Source organism: Photobacterium damselae subsp. damselae, from assembly GCF_038086725.1.
Taxonomy (GTDB): domain Bacteria; phylum Pseudomonadota; class Gammaproteobacteria; order Enterobacterales; family Vibrionaceae; genus Photobacterium; species Photobacterium damselae.
Genome location: NZ_CP146970.1, coordinates 1543953 through 1563954, shown reverse-complemented (window position 1 = coordinate 1563954; position 20002 = coordinate 1543953). Strand labels below are relative to the sequence as shown.

18 protein-coding genes are annotated in these 20002 nt (G+C 39.0%); 9 read left to right on the top strand and 9 right to left on the bottom strand.

Annotated features, from left to right (window positions below; all coding sequences use genetic code 11):
• Positions 1 to 69: 69 nt before the first annotated feature.
• A complete protein-coding gene (locus WAX86_RS07135) occupies positions 70 to 1053 on the bottom strand; it encodes a hypothetical protein (protein ID WP_341489343.1) in 984 nt (327 codons plus the stop codon).
• A 155-nt stretch (positions 1054 to 1208) separates the two neighbouring features.
• On the opposite strand from WAX86_RS07135, the gene WAX86_RS07130 reads away from it, so the two are divergent.
• Positions 1209 to 1907 carry a DUF2786 domain-containing protein gene (locus WAX86_RS07130; RefSeq protein WP_005299587.1) on the top strand — a complete coding sequence of 233 codons (699 nt, stop codon included), beginning with the start codon at positions 1209 to 1211 and terminating at the stop codon, positions 1905 to 1907.
• A gap of 291 nt (positions 1908 to 2198) precedes the next feature.
• Entirely contained in the window at positions 2199 to 3503 is a 1305-nt protein-coding gene (locus WAX86_RS07125; RefSeq protein WP_005299590.1) for an inosine/guanosine kinase, read from the top strand.
• Positions 3504 to 3719: 216 nt separating this feature from the next.
• Here WAX86_RS07125 and WAX86_RS07120 read toward each other — a convergent pair whose 3' ends face one another.
• The 3 genes from WAX86_RS07120 to rsuA form a co-directional block, all read right to left on the bottom strand.
• The gene (locus WAX86_RS07120) at positions 3720 to 4367 is read right to left on the bottom strand and encodes a DUF2913 family protein (protein ID WP_148109222.1); all 648 of its coding nucleotides are present in this window, start codon (positions 4365 to 4367) and stop codon (positions 3720 to 3722) included.
• Positions 4368 to 4375: 8 nt separating this feature from the next.
• Positions 4376 to 5566, bottom strand: coding sequence for a Bcr/CflA family multidrug efflux MFS transporter (locus tag WAX86_RS07115; RefSeq protein WP_341489342.1), 1191 nt, complete (start codon positions 5564 to 5566; stop codon positions 4376 to 4378).
• Positions 5567 to 5796: 230 nt separating this feature from the next.
• Complete coding sequence (gene rsuA, locus WAX86_RS07110) at positions 5797 to 6495, bottom strand: 16S rRNA pseudouridine(516) synthase RsuA (protein ID WP_068969294.1); 699 nt, start codon at positions 6493 to 6495, stop codon at positions 5797 to 5799.
• A 376-nt stretch (positions 6496 to 6871) separates the two neighbouring features.
• Between rsuA and WAX86_RS07105 the strand changes: the two genes are divergently transcribed.
• A complete protein-coding gene (locus tag WAX86_RS07105) occupies positions 6872 to 7366 on the top strand; it encodes an N-acetyltransferase (protein ID WP_044175727.1) in 495 nt (164 codons plus the stop codon).
• Between the two features lie 83 nt (positions 7367 to 7449).
• Here the strand turns inward: WAX86_RS07105 and WAX86_RS07100 are convergent, their stop codons facing one another.
• On the bottom strand, positions 7450 to 7947 hold the full coding sequence (locus tag WAX86_RS07100) for a hypothetical protein (RefSeq protein ID WP_065172105.1): 498 nt from the start codon (positions 7945 to 7947) through the stop codon (positions 7450 to 7452).
• A gap of 452 nt (positions 7948 to 8399) precedes the next feature.
• Between WAX86_RS07100 and WAX86_RS07095 the strand changes: the two genes are divergently transcribed.
• Entirely contained in the window at positions 8400 to 10142 is a 1743-nt protein-coding gene (locus WAX86_RS07095) for a DEAD/DEAH box helicase (protein WP_341489341.1), read from the top strand.
• A gap of 110 nt (positions 10143 to 10252) precedes the next feature.
• On the opposite strand, the gene WAX86_RS07090 is transcribed toward WAX86_RS07095, so the two are convergent.
• On the bottom strand, positions 10253 to 12409 hold the full coding sequence (locus WAX86_RS07090; RefSeq protein WP_341489340.1) for a TonB-dependent hemoglobin/transferrin/lactoferrin family receptor: 2157 nt from the start codon (positions 12407 to 12409) through the stop codon (positions 10253 to 10255).
• Between the two features lie 316 nt (positions 12410 to 12725).
• Between WAX86_RS07090 and rplY the strand changes: the two genes are divergently transcribed.
• Positions 12726 to 13004: a 50S ribosomal protein L25 gene (rplY, locus tag WAX86_RS07085; protein WP_065172108.1), complete on the top strand. Its 279-nt coding sequence runs from the start codon at positions 12726 to 12728 to the stop codon at positions 13002 to 13004.
• A 57-nt stretch (positions 13005 to 13061) separates the two neighbouring features.
• On the opposite strand, the gene WAX86_RS07080 is transcribed toward rplY, so the two are convergent.
• Complete coding sequence (locus tag WAX86_RS07080; RefSeq protein ID WP_044175736.1) at positions 13062 to 13328, bottom strand: DUF1289 domain-containing protein; 267 nt, start codon at positions 13326 to 13328, stop codon at positions 13062 to 13064.
• A gap of 283 nt (positions 13329 to 13611) precedes the next feature.
• Here WAX86_RS07080 and WAX86_RS07075 point away from each other — a divergent pair, with 283 nt between their 5' ends.
• Positions 13612 to 13929: a hypothetical protein gene (locus WAX86_RS07075; protein WP_065172109.1), complete on the top strand. Its 318-nt coding sequence runs from the start codon at positions 13612 to 13614 to the stop codon at positions 13927 to 13929.
• A gap of 47 nt (positions 13930 to 13976) precedes the next feature.
• Here WAX86_RS07075 and WAX86_RS07070 read toward each other — a convergent pair whose 3' ends face one another.
• Positions 13977 to 14486 (bottom strand): YqhA family protein, encoded by a 510-nt coding sequence (locus tag WAX86_RS07070; RefSeq protein WP_239972779.1) that lies wholly within the window; start codon positions 14484 to 14486, stop codon positions 13977 to 13979.
• Between the two features lie 81 nt (positions 14487 to 14567).
• On the bottom strand, positions 14568 to 16946 hold the full coding sequence (locus WAX86_RS07065) for a DNA polymerase II (protein WP_237030068.1): 2379 nt from the start codon (positions 16944 to 16946) through the stop codon (positions 14568 to 14570).
• Between the two features lie 206 nt (positions 16947 to 17152).
• Here WAX86_RS07065 and WAX86_RS07060 point away from each other — a divergent pair, with 206 nt between their 5' ends.
• From WAX86_RS07060 to WAX86_RS07050, 3 genes are all read left to right on the top strand, one after another.
• Positions 17153 to 18688 carry an EAL domain-containing protein gene (locus tag WAX86_RS07060; RefSeq protein ID WP_239972778.1) on the top strand — a complete coding sequence of 512 codons (1536 nt, stop codon included), beginning with the start codon at positions 17153 to 17155 and terminating at the stop codon, positions 18686 to 18688.
• A gap of 180 nt (positions 18689 to 18868) precedes the next feature.
• A complete protein-coding gene (gene yeiP / locus WAX86_RS07055) occupies positions 18869 to 19438 on the top strand; it encodes an elongation factor P-like protein YeiP (protein ID WP_341489339.1) in 570 nt (189 codons plus the stop codon).
• Positions 19439 to 19646: 208 nt separating this feature from the next.
• The gene (locus WAX86_RS07050) at positions 19647 to 19973 is read left to right on the top strand and encodes an HI1450 family dsDNA-mimic protein (protein ID WP_044175740.1); all 327 of its coding nucleotides are present in this window, start codon (positions 19647 to 19649) and stop codon (positions 19971 to 19973) included.
• Positions 19974 to 20002 lie beyond the last annotated feature (29 nt).

Genomic DNA, 20002 nt, shown 5'->3' with positions numbered 1-20002 from the left:
AGCCCTAATACGATATGTCTCGATTAGGGCTTTCTCTATTGACGACTCAGCAAAACTTAAAAACCAGCCTTAACACAAACCTTGAACTTGAAGAAATACCTCACGATTGGGATCGTCCTGTTGCGCCCAGAGTGGATCCTCTTCTCTCTTCTCAAAATAGATTTGTAGCGCATTAAAATACGTAAATGCAGTTAACTCACTATCTTGATTGAAATAATTGAAAAAGAGTTCTTCATTGTTGGCAAGTTCAGATAATGTCGTAATTCCCCGTTCTAAAGCCCATTTAATAGGGATCGTTGGAATAAGCGTTCGGTATAACATCAACTCTTTTAGTACATTAAGCTTAATAACATGTACTACCTGATTTTTTTCATCCGCATTACAAGAGTGCTGATTTGCTGCCTCTTCTGCAAGTAGCATCTTTAAACTATCTAAGCTAGCTTGCCGCTCTTGTGCTGAATACCCATAAGTTGTTTTACAAAATCTCAAGGCATACGATAATTTATCGCGCCCGACTAACTCAACCACATCGGCTAACCATGGTTCAGGAATCGCATAAGCTTGAGCTAATTGAGTGACAGCATGATGTAAACTGGTGTAAATCACCCCATCAAACTCAACTTGATAAACTGTGGTTAACTTGGGTAAAGGAATACCATCAATAACGAGATCCCAACCAGAATAGTTCACTCTTTCTTTGGCTATTTGGTACATCATCCAGGCACTTTCACGAAATCCTTCCAGCGCTTTACCTTCAAATTCACAATCACGAAGTTCATCTTCAGTCCAATTAAGTCCTATTTGAAGATGCTTTTGGTATTTTTGATGTAGCTTTTCTTTGATCTTATCACGCAATAAATCAAGGCTACTAACTTTGAGATCTTTTGCCAAACCGAAACATTCATGACAGCTGGGCAACATAATTGGGTGCTTTTGCCCATCATAGTTTGGTGTCGCCATAAAGCTAACATGTTCATAAAATGGCTCACCACAGAACCAGCAGCAGTGACGATATTCAAAAGGTACTTCAATGTAATGTGTACAGTCAGACATAACTGAATCTTTATTTTCAACAATAACCTAAGCACAGTACAAAGAGAGCAGAATAAAAACAAGTCACCATAACCAGATTATGGCTTTTACTTGCTAGAAGATAGGATTCAGAGGTAAAATATGCGCCCTCTTTTTTTGTTATCGAGTGTGATTGAATGTCTGATAAAAAGCGAAAGGCACTACAGAAAATAGCCAAATGCTTAGAGCTAGGTAATTCAGCCAATGTTAACGAGGCTGCGCAAGCCATACGTATGGCTCACCGCTTAATGCTGAAATATGGTCTTGAAAAAGATGATATCGAGTTTATTAAGATGGGGAAAACGAAATCAGCAACCTTATTACCAACAGATATCAGTCAATCGATTCTTAAAATTATTCGCGGAATCAACCGTCGATTTGGTGTTGAATGTGTTTTAACCAACTACAAGGGGTTAAAACAGGCCGAGTTTATTGGTATGGCTGAGCGTGCTATTTTTGCAGCATTTGCTTTTGATGTAGTCTATCGCGAGATGAACCAACAAACAGGGCAATTTCGTAATAGTTTTCAAGGTACAGGCACCAGTTCTTCTGAAGTAAATCGTCGAGTTGGTTCATTTTTAGCCGGATGGATTGAAGGGGCTCTTGAGAAGCTACCTACTCTCACAACCGATGATGATCACGATAAGAGAATGACCAATTATATCGATCGTGAATTTGAAAACTTAGACCGAGAAACCTTTAAACAACAGCTACAAGAAGCGATGAAAGCGCTAACTGATGATTATGAAAAAGGTATGAAGAAAGGACGTTCCATTTCTGTTAACCGCCCAGTTGGTGGCGCAAGTGCTCGTGAAGAATTAAAACGCCTACAATAAAAACATTCTATTCTTACCATTTGGAAAGAGCTAGCCAATCAAGCTAGCTTTTTTAGCATTTAACTCAACAAAAAATAACGTTCTTTGCTGAGTTTTATCTCTTTATTGATTAATAAAACACCATATAAGACACAGGTTTTATTACGTATAAACAACATAATTCACATGGCTGTGTTCAAAAAAAAAGCAAAAGATAAAAAAAGACAAACTAATTTTAATATAATGGGAGTTATCTCTCAGATTTATGGTAGACTATAGGAAAATTCCCTAATTCCTGTAGCCTTTACACACATGAAATTCCCTGGTCAACGTAAGTCAAAGCATTACTTTCCTGTCAATGCCCGAGATCCATTAGTTGCTCAAATTCAGCAAGAGAATCCTCTAGCACGGACTCATCTTGTTGGGGTTGGTCAAACCATTGTTGATATTGAAGCACGCGTTGATGACGACTTTTTACAGCGTCACGCACTGAGTAAAGGCCACTCATTAGTGCTTGATGAAGATAAAGCGGAATTGCTTTATAAAGAGCTGAAAGAGCGTAACCTAATCAGCCATGAATACCCTGGCGATACAATTGGTAATACGCTTCATAACTACTCTGTTTTAGCAGATGATAAATCAATTCTGCTAGGTGTTATGAGTAAAGATCTAAAAATCGGCTCATACGCATACCGCTATCTTTGTAACACCTCTTGCCGTATGGATTTAGACTACCTACAGCCTGTAGACGGTCCTATCGGTCGCTGCTATACCCTAATTTCTGAAGATGGCGAACGCACCTTTGCGATTAATGAAGGTGATATGAATCAGCTTCGTCCTGATAACATCCCAGAAAAAGCCTTTAAGAAAGCCTCTGCACTGGTTCTCTCTTCTTACTTGGTTCGTGGTAAACCAAACGATCCAATGAAAGACTCTGCTCTTAAAGCCATTGAATATGCGAAAAAATATGATGTGCCAGTTGTTTTAACACTGGGTACTAAGTATGTGATTGAAGATCGCCGCGAATGGTGGATTGATTTCCTAAAAGAGCATGTAACTTGTGTTGCAATGAATGAAGAAGAAGGTGAAGCACTAACTGGTGAAAAAGATCCACTTCTTGCAGCAGATAAGGCACTTGAGTGGGTTGATCTTGTTCTTTGTACCGCGGGCCCTGTTGGTCTATATATGGCAGGCTACACTGATGATGAATTGAAGCGTGAATCATCATTGCCGTTGCTACCAGGCAAGATCCCTGAATTCAATAAATATGAATTTAGCCGTCCAATGAAAAAAGCGGACTGTGAAAATCCTATTCGTGTTTACTCTCATATCGCACCTTACCTTGGTGGCCCAGTTGAGATTAAGAACACTAATGGCGCCGGTGATGCTGCACTTTCTGCCCTACTGCATGATATGTCTGCGAACCGCTACCATAAATTCAATGTTCCAAACTCTGCAAAGCACAATGGTAACTTCTTAAGCTACTCATCTTTCTCTCAAATTTGCCAGTATTCAAACCGTGCAAGTTATGAAGTACTGATTCAGCACGCCCCTCGCCTATCAAGAGGACTACCAGAGCGTGAAGATTGCTTAGAAGAAGCATACTGGGAACGTTAAGTTATTCGAGAAGAGCTCCTATTATGGGGCTCTTTTTCTACCCAACTATTTTTTATCCAATTTTTATGAAATAGTAACCGAAATCCTCCCCCTTAAACTCCCTAGCTATATTGCAATGCACGATCACCAGATACAAAAATGGCTTCACGTAATGGAAGCCATTGTATTTATCTCAAATTGTATTTCTCTCAAACCAAGAGGAGGAATATACCAAAACTAGACAGTTGGTAATTCAGGCAATTGAGGTCCATTATTTGCCGGATAAACGATGTATTCACCGTGGTATTTTACCAGTGATTTATAATCAGTTACTTTAAATAGCAGTATTCCGTGTTTATATGCCATATCAACTAATTGTTTTACATCACCACGAACATAAAGAGATATCGGCTTAATCAGCTCACCTGACTCCGATAGTGCTTGTTGATACTGTTTCACACACACAACCAGTGAAGCTTGACCATCAGTCTTATGCGTCACTTTACGGTTCACTTCGTATTCCGTTGTTACCAACCATCCAGCATCTGATAAATCTTGATACAAAGCATGAATCGTATCATTGGAAATATTTGTACTATTTCCCTCTGCATCAGTTAACTTACCGTAAGTAGATGCAATATGTTCAAATGCGGTAGTGAGCTGAGCATTCTTACCCATTGTGCGCGACTGTTGTTGCCAACTAAGTAAAACTTTCGCAACACAAGTATCAAACCGCTGTTGCTTTATTGCCTTCGTTACCCAGTTGCTTAAGTATAGAGTCTCGCTCACTGGGTTTTTAGGTGTTTTGCCTGCCTCTTGCGACTCACGAAGCTCTGACAAACCAGTTGTTACTACGGTGTAGATTTCATTATAAAAACGCGTCATCGTTTTCCTTACGCATCTCTAGATAATAGCCAGTAAAAACCAGCAGAAAGAACAGCACAACTTGCCATGGTCATTGCCATCGGCCAAGCTGTTGCATCTGGCATCATGGCAACAATTCCCCCCACCAGCGAACCCGTACCAAAACGTAATGTTCCTGCCAGCGAAGAAGCAGTACCGGCCATATGAGGATAACGGCCAAGTAAGCATGCCATGGTGTTACTACCAATAATAGAAATAGTACCTACGAAGATCATGACAGGGATCACTGTGCCCCACAAGCCTAGATTGAGTAACTGGCCAACAATTAAGCCAATTCCAGCCAACAGTTGTACTGTCAGACCAAAACGTAGCATCCAATGAGAGCCTTTCTTCTTTACCATTCGGCCATTGATACTCGTCATAACAATTAGACAGATAATATTTAAGCCAAAGTAGTAACCAAAAGCCTCTGGACTGATGCCATATAAATCAATGTAGACAAACGAACCAACAGTCAAGAAGGTAAACATACCAGCAAAAGAAAAACCACTTGCTAGCACTAAACCTACTGCAATAGGGTTAGTCATGAGTTTAAAATAGTTACGCAAGGTACCGACTAAATTAAATGGCAGACGCTTTTCTTCTGGTAGTGTTTCTTTTATTTTGAAAAGAATGGCAAATATAACAATGGCAGCAAAAACTGCTAAAAACCAGAAAACAGAACGCCAACCAAACCAAACAGAAAAGTAGCCACCGATCATTGGTGCTGCCAATGGCGCAACCGTCATAACAAGAGTGATAAATGACATAGTTCGCGCAAACTCTTCACGCTCAAACATATCACGAACTAATGCTTGAATAATCACAGCCGCTGCAGCACCCGCAAAACCTTGTGCTACGCGAATCCAAGTTAACTCAGTAATATTAGTACTTGTCGCCCCTAAAACCGTTGCAATAAGAAAACATACTGTACCAATAACTAATATAGGTTTACGGCCAAAACTATCAGCCAAAGGTCCGTGTAATAACTGTCCGACTGCAAAACCTGCAGTATAGGCAGTCAGTGTGGTTTGAACGAAACTTGGCGATACAGAAAAATCTTTCGCAATACTTGGCATTGCAGGTAGATACATATCGATGGCAAGTGGAGTAAGAGCTGAAATTGCTCCCAATAAAAGAATAAACTGAAATGTCAGCTTTTGTGGTTGGTTTGAGGTCATTGGCCAGCATTCTATTTTGAGTCGGAAGAGGACAACGATTGTACGACAATTCCCAGTCAATTACCTGTTCAAAATGAGAAAATTGACATTTCTTTACCTAAGAAAGCAGGATATCTCGAACGATAGATTACTATTTTTTACTCTTAGTAGCAGAAACGATAATGTAAACGTTAACTTATAATAAAAAAGGTATAAACCAATGTAATTTATACCTTTTATGTCAATCGTGATTATTTTTTAAAAACAGAAGCAATCTCATCTTCTGTTAGTGGTCGATATTCACCCGGTTCAAGGTCATCATCAAGCTCAATCGCCCCAACTCGCTCACGGTGCAATAATTCAACTTTATTACCCATAGCTGCGAACATACGCTTCACTTGGTGATATTTACCTTCAGTAATCGTTAGCAGCGCCGCTTTCTCTTCTAAGATTTCAAGCTTAGCAGGTAATGTTAGCTCTTTCTCACCGCGTAACTGAACCCCTTCTTCAAACGCTTGAATATAGGATTCTTCAATAGGATCTGCAGTCTCTACGTAGTAGGTTTTTTCACAAACATGACGCGGAGACGTAATACGATGAGACCATTGACCATCATCGGTAACAAGGACCAGACCTGTAGTATCACCATCTAGGCGCCCTGCTACATGCATACGCTCTGGTGCCACTTCATCAAATAAGATAAAAACAGTAGGATTAAAATCATCGACATGAGAACAAACATAACCCGATGGCTTGTTTAACATGTAATAACGGGGCCCCTGAAGCGATAATGTACGACCGCTGAATTCAACATCGCACTCATCAGTCACTTTAAGTGCGCCGTTCTTAACGATCTCACCGTTTACTTCAACTAATTTATCTTTCAGAATCTTACCGGCCTCTTTGCGGGTAATACCTAGGGTTGTACAGAGGAATTTATCAAGCCTCATTGTTTGGCTCCGTTTATTACAATAGCCGACCATTATAGAAAGTGAGCATTTTTCTTGCATTAAAAACTTACAGAAAATCTCATTCCAAAGAGGTTTTGTCGGTAAATTCAACCAAATGTAAAATATCAATGTTTGTTATGTAATTTTTTGTTCTTTTTTGCAGAAGTCGAACTAAGCTCAAAAAGCTGAACAATTTTGGATATTGATAGTCATCATTAGATAGGAAGCGCTTATAATGCCAAGATATAAAACAAACTATACTCTTAAACCACATCAAAAAGCTGAAGCATAAATAGCTATTATTTCAGTGTGTTTTTGGGAATAGGCGTTTTCGGAAAGTCATCAGACTGTGATTCCTAACCATGAAGGTAAACATATGAACATTTCCCTTATTGCTCCGACAATGTCTTCTGTAGACATGTTCATTAATCTTATCGAAGAACTTTTTGCCTATGAAGCCTTGCCTCAGAAGGCTGAGCAAATTGTTAAAGCCGTCAATCAACTTATATCGAAGCCCGATCTAGGCCAAGCATGGTTAATTGAAATTAATCAAGATGGGCAATCAATCATAGCAGGCCACATTATCATGAGTTATAGCTTTAGTATTGAACATGGTGGCCGTATTGGAATTATCGATCAATTTTATCTCAAGCCTGAATGGCGCAAGCAAGGTATTGGTACTCAGTTAATTCCTATGCTTGAGCAACATGCAGCGCAAAACGATATCCATGCACTATCACTTGAAGTCAATATTGGTAATGGTGGTGCCCGCACTTTTTACGAACGCCATGACTTCATGCCTCGTCGTCAGTTCTGCATGATGACAAAAAATGTAAAAACAGAAGAAGTGCCATTAACGATCGCTAGTTAGTCAGACCTAACTAATCAAGCAGTTAAACCATAAAGCTCTAGCTCACAAACCCAGCTAGAGCTTTCATGTTCACCCAAAGTCTTCTATTTAGTTAAGACTCTTTGACAAGAAACCCCTTCGGTATCAACAAAAACCAACTCTTTATCATTAAGTCGTAATATTTCGGACTCAAACTTTTCATCTTGATCAAATTGCTTTTGCAAACTAGCACGCTGCTCTTCTGCTGCAAGTGAATTAGAGTTTGTTGAAACCGTGTATTGAGGAATATCCAGTGTCAGTGTTTTCCCCGTTACTTTCCAAGTACCTTTACCTGCAGCCATAAACATTAAAGGCTGATCTTCGCTATTTACAGAAGACAACTTATAGACAATATTAGCATTTCCATCTTTGCTATAAGAGTTGGTTGATGTCACCTGCAGATCAATCGAGTTATAAGGTGCTGCATATTTACATTGCCATGTCCCAATGAGTGCTTGGTCATCAATCCCTTTTGTTGTTGGTGATGTACTTTGTGTGTCACAACCACTCAGCATTGCAGCAGACGAAGCCGCAACCATTAAAAAAAGCCATTTTTTCATCATTTCAATTCCTTAATTAACTTTGCTATACCCAAGTGACTTCAAGATGCAGGATTCAGAGCGTTGTCACTGATTCAAGTTCAAGACAAACAATGCAGTGTAATAGCTCGCTATTTCCAAATTGTTTGACGATGAAATTGGGTCTGTGACACGCTCCCAAAGGGCGAGTTAATTTGCTTCACATACTGCGTTAACGATTTTTAATTTAGATCCACTAGATCTTCAAATCGTTGCCTTGCCTGTAAACCAAATTATTCTCGCTGAACCTCGCATCTTGAGGTTACTTGGGTATATACCTTAACTAACTCTTACATACCTTAAAGCGATATAGCATAAATTTATGCAATTACTGTCACAATCTTGAGAGTACAAGTATCTCTTATCGTGTGACTATTGCGGGTTCTACTGGATATATATACACTCTCGCAGTCGTAATATTAAAAAGCCGTATCCTCATGTACACTCTTCGCCCCTATCAACAAGACAGCGTTAATGCCACAATCCACTATTTTCGCAAACACAACACACCTGCCGTATTGGTTCTACCAACTGGAGCGGGTAAAAGTTTAGTTGTTGCTGAACTGGCTCGTATTGCAAGAGGACGAGTACTAGTTCTTACCCATGTTAAAGAATTAGTAGAACAAAACCATGCAAAATACGAAAGTTATGGTCTTAAAGCTGCTATCTTTTCTGCAGGATTAGGGCGAAAAGAAACCGATCAACAAGTGGTTTTTGCTTCTGTTCAATCCATGGCTAACGGTTTAAATAAGTTTACGGAGCAATTTTCTCTACTAGTTATAGATGAATGCCACCGTGTACCTGACGATGAAAATAGCGCTTATCGCAAAGTCATTAAACATGTCCAAGAGGTAAACCCAAACATTAAGATCCTTGGGTTAACAGCCACACCATATCGATTGGGAATGGGTTGGATTTATAAATACCATACCCGCGGCCAAGTTAAGACCGAACAAGAGCGCTTCTTTCGTGATTGTATTTTTGAGCTGCCTATCCGTTATCTGCTAGATGAAGGTTTCTTAACCGAACCAAAAATGATGGATATGGCCGTTATTGGCTATGACTTTTCGTCTATTACACCATCTGCGACTGGACACTATCAGACCGCAGACTTAGATGATGTGATTGAAAAATCTGCCCGAGCAACCCCAATCATTATTGAACAGGTCATTAATTATGCCAAAGATCGAAAAGGAGTGATGATCTTTGCCTCTACCGTGACTCACGCTCAAGAAATTATGGGCTATCTTGCCGCAGAAAATGCTGCTTTAGTGGTTGGTGATACACCGATTGAAGAACGCGATCGCATTATTAACGATTTCAAAGATCAAAAAATAAAGTATCTGGTTAACGTATCAGTACTAACAACAGGCTTTGATGCCCCCCATGTCGATTTAATTGCCATTCTGCGCCCTACCGAATCAATCAGTTTATATCAACAAATCGTAGGGCGTGGTTTACGTCTATCTGAAGGAAAAAAAGATTGTTTGGTTCTTGAATACGCAGGTAACTGTTATGACCTGTATCAACCAGAAGTTGGCGACCCCAAACCCAATTCAGACAGTGAAGTTATTATGGTTCCCTGCCCAGCTTGTGGATTTAACAATAGCTTCTGGGGCAAACTTGATCCTGCAGGATTCTTAATTGAGCACTACGGTAGACGTTGTCAGGGATACTTTGAAGACGATGAAACGGGAGAGCGTGAAGAGTGTGGCTATCGTTTCCGTGCTAAATACTGTGAGGAATGCGGCGCAGATAATGATATTGCGGCTCGTCGATGCCATCTTTGTAACGCCGTTATGGTTGATCCCGACAAAAAGCTGCGAGAAGCCTTAAAGCTAAAAGATGCCATGATCATGAAAATAGATGATATGCGTTTGGAAGCGGGAAAAAATCAATATGGAAAACCGCAGCTTAAAGTGATTTACGAAAGTGACGAAGGCAGTGAAATTAGTGAAGTTTGGACCTTGTCGAATAAAACTCAAAAGCAAGAGTTTCTAAAAAAATTCATTAATCCCCATCTGGTTGATCGTCATCGCCCATTTTTGGATACCGCACCGACTAAAGTTGCCAATAACGAACATCGCTTGCGCCCGCCTGAAATTATTATTGCTAGAAAATCAGGACGTTTTTGGGCTATTCGAGATAAATTATTCGACATAGATCAGTATCAAAAATAAAGCTAATTACAACCAAAACAATAACTAAAAACAAAAATCCGCATAAACATCATGTTATGCGGATTTAATTTATGTATTAGACAACTTTTATGTCTTGAACGGCTTTAAGATTAAAAATCGTACTTCACATTCACGCCCCAGTTACGACCAGGTTCCGTTTTACGATTAATATTCTCTTTACCAACGGTAATACCATCAACATTTTGATACTGCCAATACTTCTTATCAAAGGCATTAAATAGGCCAGCACGAACCGTTAAATCTTTACTTGGTCGGTAATACGTCGTCATATCCACAACCGTATAGCCTGGGGTATTAAAGTGGTCTTCTTCTTGCCACTTGTCTTTCGTTGCAACCATAGTCACATCAACAACACCACCCCACATCTCATCAGGTGAATCATAGCCTAGCCCTAATACCGCAGTTAATGGTGCCACAGTATCTAACTCACGTCCTGTCTTCTTATCTTCACCACGAGTATATGCGACAGAGAAGTTCGCATACGTCCCCATTGGAGCATTAAGTGCTTCATCCAACCAGATAGAGGTTTTTAACTCAGCACCATAAATCTTAGCTTTATCGACATTTTCATTCGTTGTGATCTGGATATTATTTGAATCATAAGTCGTTACATCTTTAATGAAGTTCTTATAATTATTATAGAAAACAGATGTCGCAACTGAACCTAAATGTCCATTTAGACGTAAGCCTAACTCAACAGCATCACTCTCCTCTGGTTTTAAGTTAGGATTCGAGATGACTTTATAACCGTGAGCTAGATTCTCTTTATCGTAGTACAACTCATGAATGGTTGGTGCTCTAAAGCCTTGAGTAAATTGACCATAAGTACTGAAATTGTCAGTAAAGTGGTAAACCGCCCCTAAACGCCCAGTAAATGCATCACTCTTATGATCTTTTAATGTGTCAGAATCTGGCTTAGCTTGATAATCGTCATAACGTAATCCCGCAGTAACAACTAGCTTCTCATCTAACATAAACATCTGATCTTGAACAAAGACCGCACGTTTTTCAGATTTAGATTTAGGTACTTCTTCAGGCCCAGGCTTAGACGTTCCTTTATCTAGGTTATAGTCGGTATAGGTAATATCAAACGTATTATTAGTACCACTCACGCCATAGGTGATCTCGTGACGATTATTAGCCAACTCTAACTCTTTTTTCATCTGAATATCGAGCTGAATGGTATCGTCAGTGCCATCACGGTAACGATTACGATTGCCATAATAATTGGTTTTATCGTAGCTATTATGTTTGGATTCACTTTCAGTCCAGTTCAATTTCCATTCTAATGAATCAAAAGCAGATATCTCGGCTAACCATTCATGTTCAAGACCCAAACGTAAACGATGATCGTGATCATCTGCTCGGTTATTACTGTACATAATAGGTGGCATTGGCGGTCGCATTGGGATCGTCTTACCATCACTGGATAAAATACGACCATCGGCAGATCGCGTATAATATTCTGCGGTAAATCCAACTCGGTTTGCATCGTTAATTTGATAGAAAATCTTCGCTAAAACATTATGAGAGGCAATATCAAATGGGTTAGCAGCTTTTCTTGCATCCCCAATTTCATTTGAGTCTTTATAGTAGGTATCTGTTTCATGGCCATTGCGGTAAGTATAAATCAACATACTTTCAAGATCGCCAGTACGATTAGCCACCTCAAAACCTAATTTATATTGTTCATCAGCACTAGAATAACCAGAAGTGACGCCTACATGCGAATCATCACCAGCACCTAGCATATCTTCTGGATTTTTAGTGCGAAGAAAAACAGTACCACCAAGTGCATCACTACCATATAAGCTAGAAGATGGACCTTTATTAATTTCAATTGCAGTTAATGTATCAACTTCGATGGTATTAGAGTTTTTGCGCATAACATCAGCGCCAGGATTGTACGAAACAGGTTGTTCTACCCCGTCAATCAGCATTTTTACTCGATTGCCGCTCATCCCCCGAATCGTAAAGTCTTGCATACCAAAACGTCCACGACCATTAACTGTTACACCTGGCTCGTATTTTAGTGCTTGTTTAACATCAGTCGCTAAGTTTTTCTCCATCTGCTCTGCTGTCACTTTCGATACAGTCGACGGTATATTTTTAACACTTTGTTCCGAACGAGTTCCTGATACGACCACTTCATCAAAAATAGAGGCTTCATTATTTGAATTAGCCAAAGATGGGGTTGAAACGGCCAAAAGAACAGAACTGGCAATAAAAGATAACTTAATATTCATAATCCCTGCTTAGTGTTTTCATTATGGTTGCTGCAAAACAGGCACGGATTATATACAAATATAAATGATAATTACTATCATTATCATTGTGATCTAGATCGTGTTTTCACTAAGTACTGTAAAATCAGAATAATTAATAAGGTAAATAGTGTTTATAGCGGATAGATTTACAGCAATTGATTTATTAGAAAGGATTTTTTACGGTAAGGTACTTGCTAGAGCGGTTCTTCACTGATAGTATCTGCGCTCGATTTACAGTGTTGGACAAGGTCGCATTGTCCGATGCATTTTTTAATCTCAATGTAGAGTAAATATTATGAAATTTGAAGCAGTAGTACGTACTGACCTAGGTAAAGGTGCGAGCCGCCGTCTACGTCACGCAAACCAATTCCCAGCTATCGTTTACGGTGGTGAAGAAGCTCCAGTTGCAATCGTACTAGACCACGATTCAGTGATCAACCAAATGGACAAGCCTGCATTTTACGAAGTAATCACTCTAGTGATCGACGGTAAAGAAGTTCAGGTTAAGCCACAAGACATTCAACGTCACCCATACAAGCCAAAAGTTAACCACATGGACTTCAAACGCGTTTAATTATTGCGTTTAAAAAGCTTGTAGAAAAAAGCGTCTTTCGAGGCGCTTTTTTAGTATCTAATCAAATAATGTCTTTTGAATTGGCTGAGATTCGCGGTCATTCACCCCCTCCTTCTCCTGTTTGACTCTCTTTGCTTGCCTTATTATTCGTAAATATCTTTGCCGACACAGTTTAATGACTTGCCGCTTTTGATCATTGGTTAATGACAACCATTGATAGCGCTCATCTCGACTTCGATAACACCCCTTACAATATCCCCTATTATTAGATTCACATCTCCCTACACATGGGCTCGGAACGGTAAAGAAATCTAACTGCTCCATCGCAACTCCTAAACAGAGAGAAATTAGTTTGATCACTAAATCAAACCGCACATTTCAGAGCAAAATATCGCATCAAATCAACAACAAAACATAAACAAAAAATACAGATTAATTAAACCAATTTCAATATTAGCTCACTTTAAGATAATTTATGCAATATTCTTGCTAAACTATATAAAGTTCTGCTAGAGTTTGGAAAGTTATCAAGGCTGATAGCAGATATGTTTTAATTCGTACTCTACAGAATATTTCGTAAATGGTAGAGTACATCAAGGAGGGAACCATGGATTTTTTTGTACCATCGGCAACAAGCACTGAACAGGCAGAGGCCGTATTCTCATCAATTGCTCAACATGTCTCTGCCCCATCACAGGCAAAACGTATTCATAAAATCGTATGGAATCACGAAGGTGAAAAATGCCAATGTATCGTTGGTGAAAAATTGCCTGAGGTCTTCCGTGCTGAAGAGAAAGTTCTCGCAATTTTTGATTGTGGTGACGTCTTTAAAATCTGTACTCCTAATCGAGGCGCGATCAAATTTGATCCTATTCACGCCAGTCGATCAGCCGTTGTCGATCTAGAATTCTTCGACGAAGAGTAATACTAAGCCATCCTCATAAAAGGGCTTCGTGATGAAGCCCTTTTTTATTATTCATGATCCCCTAATCCTAATAATTTCAAGCCAGCACTAAGTAAAACAATGGATATGGGTAAAATAAGAATCTCCCAAGTTAAGTTATTAATATTAACTAACACTAATTCCAAAAACTTAACGAACAGAATAATGACAATCACTTCTGCAAGAATATTCTTAAGGTGACCAATATTAGGTGTATTGATCCATCTAAGAACTTTTATCTTCCCTTTAAGCTCTTTCTCATCTTTATCAAGAATAAATAGGGTGAAGACGCCATGAGCAAAGATAAACAACACAAAAGCAATTAAAAATGTATCAAGGGATTTAATTAAATATGTTGTAGCCAGTTCTGCAGTATCAAGGTGAGCCATACTTTCTTCAGGTAGTTTACCCAGAAATACGATGGCAAAAGCCGTATAAGTTTTCATTGCTCCAACAACAAAAAGCAACAAAGAACCTAATGTAGAGCATATGATTGCGATAAGACCCATGTGACGAAAGGTGTTAAAAATATTTTTCATGTTTAGTTCATAGATAATAATAAATATGAACTAAAGTCTAAGCCAAGTGAGCAAAAATCACAAAAAGCACCTACGAAATTGCTAAAATAACCCCAATTGTGCCGCTGTAATATCATCAAATTGTTTACCAATAAATGGCAAGATAGCATCTGCAACAGGCTTTAACTGCTTATCAATATAGTGCTGATAATCGATAGGATTTTGGCGATATTCACTGGCTTCTGCCCCAGCTAATGTAATCACATACTCAATAATACCTTTATTTTGGTATTGCAGAGGTCGGCCTAACCTTCGATTTATCTCATCCGCCATTCGAGCTGCCTTTACTTGGGGTGGAATATTCTTTTGATATTCATCCAGATTACGGCGTAGGCGTTTGCGATAAATAAGTAAATCATCAAATTCCCCCAAAGAGGTTCGCTGAGTATAATCGCGAATATACTCGTCAGGGTTTTGATCGTGAAAAATCATTTTATATAAGGTTTGCTGGAACTCTTGAGCCAATGGAGTCCAATCTGTGCGAACGGTTTCAAGCCCTTTAAAAATCATTTCTTCGTTATTACCGCGCCATACAAGGCCAGCATAACGTTTTTTACTACCCGTCTCTTGCCCTCGAATCGTAGGCATTAAAAATTTATGGTAGTGCGTTTCGTACTCAATTTCTAATGCTGAGACCAGCCCATAGTCATTGAGCAGATGTTCAGTCCACCACTGGTTAATGTAAGCCACCAGCTCATGGCCTATTTTATCCGCATCTTGTTGGGAGTGAGCTTGAGTTAATGATACAAATGTTGAGTCAGTATCGCCATAAATCACTTCATAGCCTTTTAATTCGATTAACTCACGAGTCTTCTTCATGATCTCATGCCCACGCATAGTGATCGATGAAGCGAGTCTATGATCAAAAAAACGGCACCCCGATGAGCCTAATACGCCATAAAATGAGTTCATAATGATTTTAATCGCTTGAGAAAACGCTTTTTCGCCCTCTCGTTTAGCTTGATCTCGTGCCGACCAAAGCTCTTCAATCATCTTTGGTAAAAAGTGTTTTTCACGATGAAAGCGCCCACCACGGAAACCGGCAATTGCGCGATCATGTTCTTTTCCTTCTACTAATAGTAGACCTTCAACTAACCCCATTGGGTCAATACGAAAAGAACGAATAATAGAAGGATATAGCGACTTAAAGTCCAGCACTAATACTGAATCATATAAGCCAGGTTTTGAGTCCATTACATAGCCACCAGGACTTGCAATCCAATTATCAGTAGCAAGATTAGGGGCGATATAACCAGCGCGATGCAATTGAGGAAGATAGAGGTTGGTAAAAGCGGCCACAGAACCGCCTACCCGATCAAGCTCAACTCCGGTTAAACGGCTGCGTTCAATAGCAAAATCAAGCAAATGTGTCTGTTCAAATATACGGGTAACCAATTTGCAATCTTGTAAATTATATTTGGCTAACGCTTGCTTATTATGACGAAACATCTCATTAATTTCTGCCATTCGATCATGAACATTATGAATTTGTTTCCCTTCTCCTAATAGTTCTTGGGAGACAGCCTCAAGAGACCACGAGCGGAAATTATAAGTCGCCGTTTTTAATGTATCGATACCATCGAGAACCACACGACCGGGAATCGTTAGAAAACCCTGATTTCTATTTTGATTAGACTGTCGGTAATGGGCATTTTGCTGGCCTCGACCAATTTTAAACGGCACTTTATTCCATTCAGCTCTTTGAAGCAGCAAACGAAAATCAAAGTCGATAACATTCCAGCCAATCACAATATCAGGATCAAATTCATGGAACCAATCAACCAAAGCCATCAAAAGTTGGGACTCATCACGTACCCAATAAATAGGGGTTGTCTGATCAATTAGTGGCTGAGGCTCACCCACCATAATCACTCGGCTATCTACTTTGCTATGTAGGCCAACCGAGTAGAGAACGCCTTTTTCGGAACATTCTATATCAAGCGAGACAAGATTAAGATCGGGTTGAAAATCAGCCGATTTCGTTTTTACATCGTAATAGTCGATGAAACCTTTTCGCTGCTTTGCTGTTCCCGTAAAGTGCAAACCACCACGAATAAAGCGTTCCATTAAATAACGATCAGCTAAACGAATATCATCTTCATAGGTAATAATATCATTACGATTAAGTAGCTCTATGACCCTTGATAATTGCTTGATTGTTTTGCAATAGCACACAGAGACTGAAGTATGATTGAAAGTTTTCAATTCTAACTGACGCCAAGAGACTAACTCATTGTGTTGGCGTAGTAATTGAGTTGCCGTTTGCTCATTCTCTGTTGCAATAAAACAAATGGGAGATTCACCTTTAATGTTCAGACGACAAGGTCCCTGAGCTGTATTCACCCATAATGTAATATCAGTCTGATCATGACTATCTCGTCCTTGTCGAGTGAGAACGAACCCTGTCTGATGTACTTGCAAACGAACCTCTACTGTATTTTTATACACCTCAATTCTAACCCATAATGCGTTATCTTGATGGTTGTTTTTTCAGCAAACACACCTATTGATTGCAATATATTCATTAATGACGTTAATTTGACGATAATTCAAAATGAAAATCTAGCGCATATACTATATGATTGCAGGGAATATATTTAATAATAAAAACTCATTAGGCTAGGAACATGAGTAAAAGCAAAACAATATTGCTGTTTATTTGCTCAGTAATAGTTGGGTTAGCTGTGAATCTTATTTGGATACGCTTTCAAGTAAACCATCAAACAGAAGACATGCTATCCACTATTGATGCTGCAACAACGCAATACTTAAATAGAATGACCAATGAAATTAAATTTCTTCATTCTACGTCCCCTGCGTGCTCCAAAACGTTTATTAATCATTTAGAAAGTACTGTATTGAAATCGATGTCGATTCAAGAGATCACTTATATAAATAAGAATCAATTTATATGCAGTGATCGAGGAATGCAGGAGCCAGCGCAAACTATTAATATCGAACAGTTAAATAAATATAAAGATAATAATGGTTATATCATCTATAGAGGAAAAAGCCTTCGATACGATATTGATGGTCTTTATATTATGTTGCCAGTAGCAAAACACACTTGGTATCGTTTTTTAATTAATGATGCTTTTTTAAAGTTTTGGCTCGAACAACACCTTTTAGATAAACATATTCATGCCTGTGTTAACAGTTTAGGACAAACCATTGTATGTACAGGGCCGCATGAGAAGCAATATCAACACACATATCATCGTTATTCAGAGAACTACAATTTACATTTTACAGCCAGTTTTGATGACGAGATTTATTGGTGCTACTTCAAATACAACTTACCCTACACCATTATTCTCCTAACAATTTTTAGCTCTTTATGCCTAGTATTAGCTCATAGCTATTACCATCGTCGTCAATCTCTTTCGGCAGAGATCCAACGCGGTATTGATAACCATGAGTTTATTGGCTATTACCAACCGATTATTTCAGCGAAAAATAACCGATGGTGTGGAGCTGAGCTGTTAGTACGTTGGAATCATCCGAAAACAGGTCTTATTCCGCCAGATCAATTTATTCATATCGCAGAAAGATCTGAATTAATTCACCAAATGACGTTACATTTAATCAAACAGATTGCTTTACAAAAAACCTATATTGAACAATTGGTCCCTCATAGTTATTTCTCAATTAATATGACGCCATCCATGATAGCAAATACGCAATATGTTGATAAGTTGGTTCAGATCCTAAAAATGAATCCAAGTTTACAACACGGCTTAGTCATTGAATTAACCGAGCGTGAACCGTTTAGTCCAGTCAAGTTGCTAAAGCTAAAACAAGGAATGGATTTACTTCGCTCTTATGGCGTGAAATGGGCTCTTGATGATTTTGGTACCGGTTATTCAGGGCTAGCGACACTGCAACAACTCAGTTTTGACATATTAAAAATCGATCGAACTTTTATTAATCTTTCGAGTAATGATGCGATTTCATTGTCTATTTTAGATAATATCGCCCAAATGGGTCATAAACTTCATTGCAGTTTGGTTGCAGAAGGTGTGGAAACAAAAGAGCAAGCCCAGTATGCGAAAAAAATTGGGATAGAAGCTTGCCAAGGCTATTATTATGCCAAACCCATGACTTTTGATGATTACTACCACGCATTAAAAAACCATCTTGGTAATCGGTTTATCCCCTTATAACTAGGATTTATTATACAAAATCAAACAATTCCATGATGATTTAGGATTAATACTTGGTGGTATTCTTCAATCATGGTATATAACCTTTTTCCACGGCGACTAATCCAGAGCGTTGTTACCAATCTCGATTTATTAGCCATCGCGGAATCGTTCCTTTAATTTTTAACAAGAGCTTTTACAATGCCTAGAGCTAATGAAATCAAAAAAGGCGCTGCTGTTGAACTAAACGGTAAGCTACTTCTAGTTAAAGATATTGACGTTCAGAGCCCAAGTGCACGTGGCGCATCGACTCTATACCGTATGCGTTTTACTGATGTTGCAACTGGCCTGAAAGTAGAAGAACGTTTCAAAGGCGATGATATCCTTGAAACCGTTGATCTTTCTCGTCATCAATCTAGCTTCTCATACGTTGACGGTGATGAGTACATCTTCATGGATAACGAAGACTTTACTCAGTACACGTTCAATAAAGAAGATATCGAAGATGAACTACTTTACATCACTGAAAATATTCAAGGTCTTCTAGTTCTTGTTGCTAATGAAAAACCAATCGGCCTAGAGCTACCTGCTTCGGTTGAAATGGTGATTGAAGAAACTGATCCGTCAATCAAAGGTGCATCAGCATCTGCTCGTACTAAACCAGCTCGTTTTGCAACAGGCTTAACCGTTCAGGTTCCTGAGTACATTGCAACAGGTGATAAAGTACGTATCAACACTTCTGAGCGTAAATTTATGTGCCGTGCAGACTAATTCAGTTTGCTCTGATAAAGGCTTGTAGATCATGCAAGCCTTTAGCTACTCTCCCTGATATAGCTCTTTATACACATCCCCTCTTCTGCTTTCTTGAATCACCTCATCACTTCCAATCATGCTTGCTTAACCTAGCATCTTGAACTGACTTAAGTATATAATCTCACTATAAACCCGTCGGTATTTCCGAAACAGAGAACCTCGATATATGGATAACTCAAACCTAATCTCATACGATGATGTGATTGATGCGGCTTATGACATTTTTCTTGAAATGGCACAAGATAACTTAGAACCTGCAGATGTACTTCTATTTACTATGCAGTTCGATGATCGCGGCGCAGCTGAACTGGTTGAAACCAAAGATGATTGGGCTGAACATGTCGGCTTTGATGTTGATAAAGAGCGTTACGCTGAAGTTCGCATCGGTCTTGTTAACGAAGAAACAGATGAGCTTGACGATGTATTCGCACGTATGCTGATTTGTCGTGAAGAAGATAACAAGTTCTGTCACATTCTGTGGAAACGCGACTAACCATTATTTGGTTATAAATAAAGTTACGA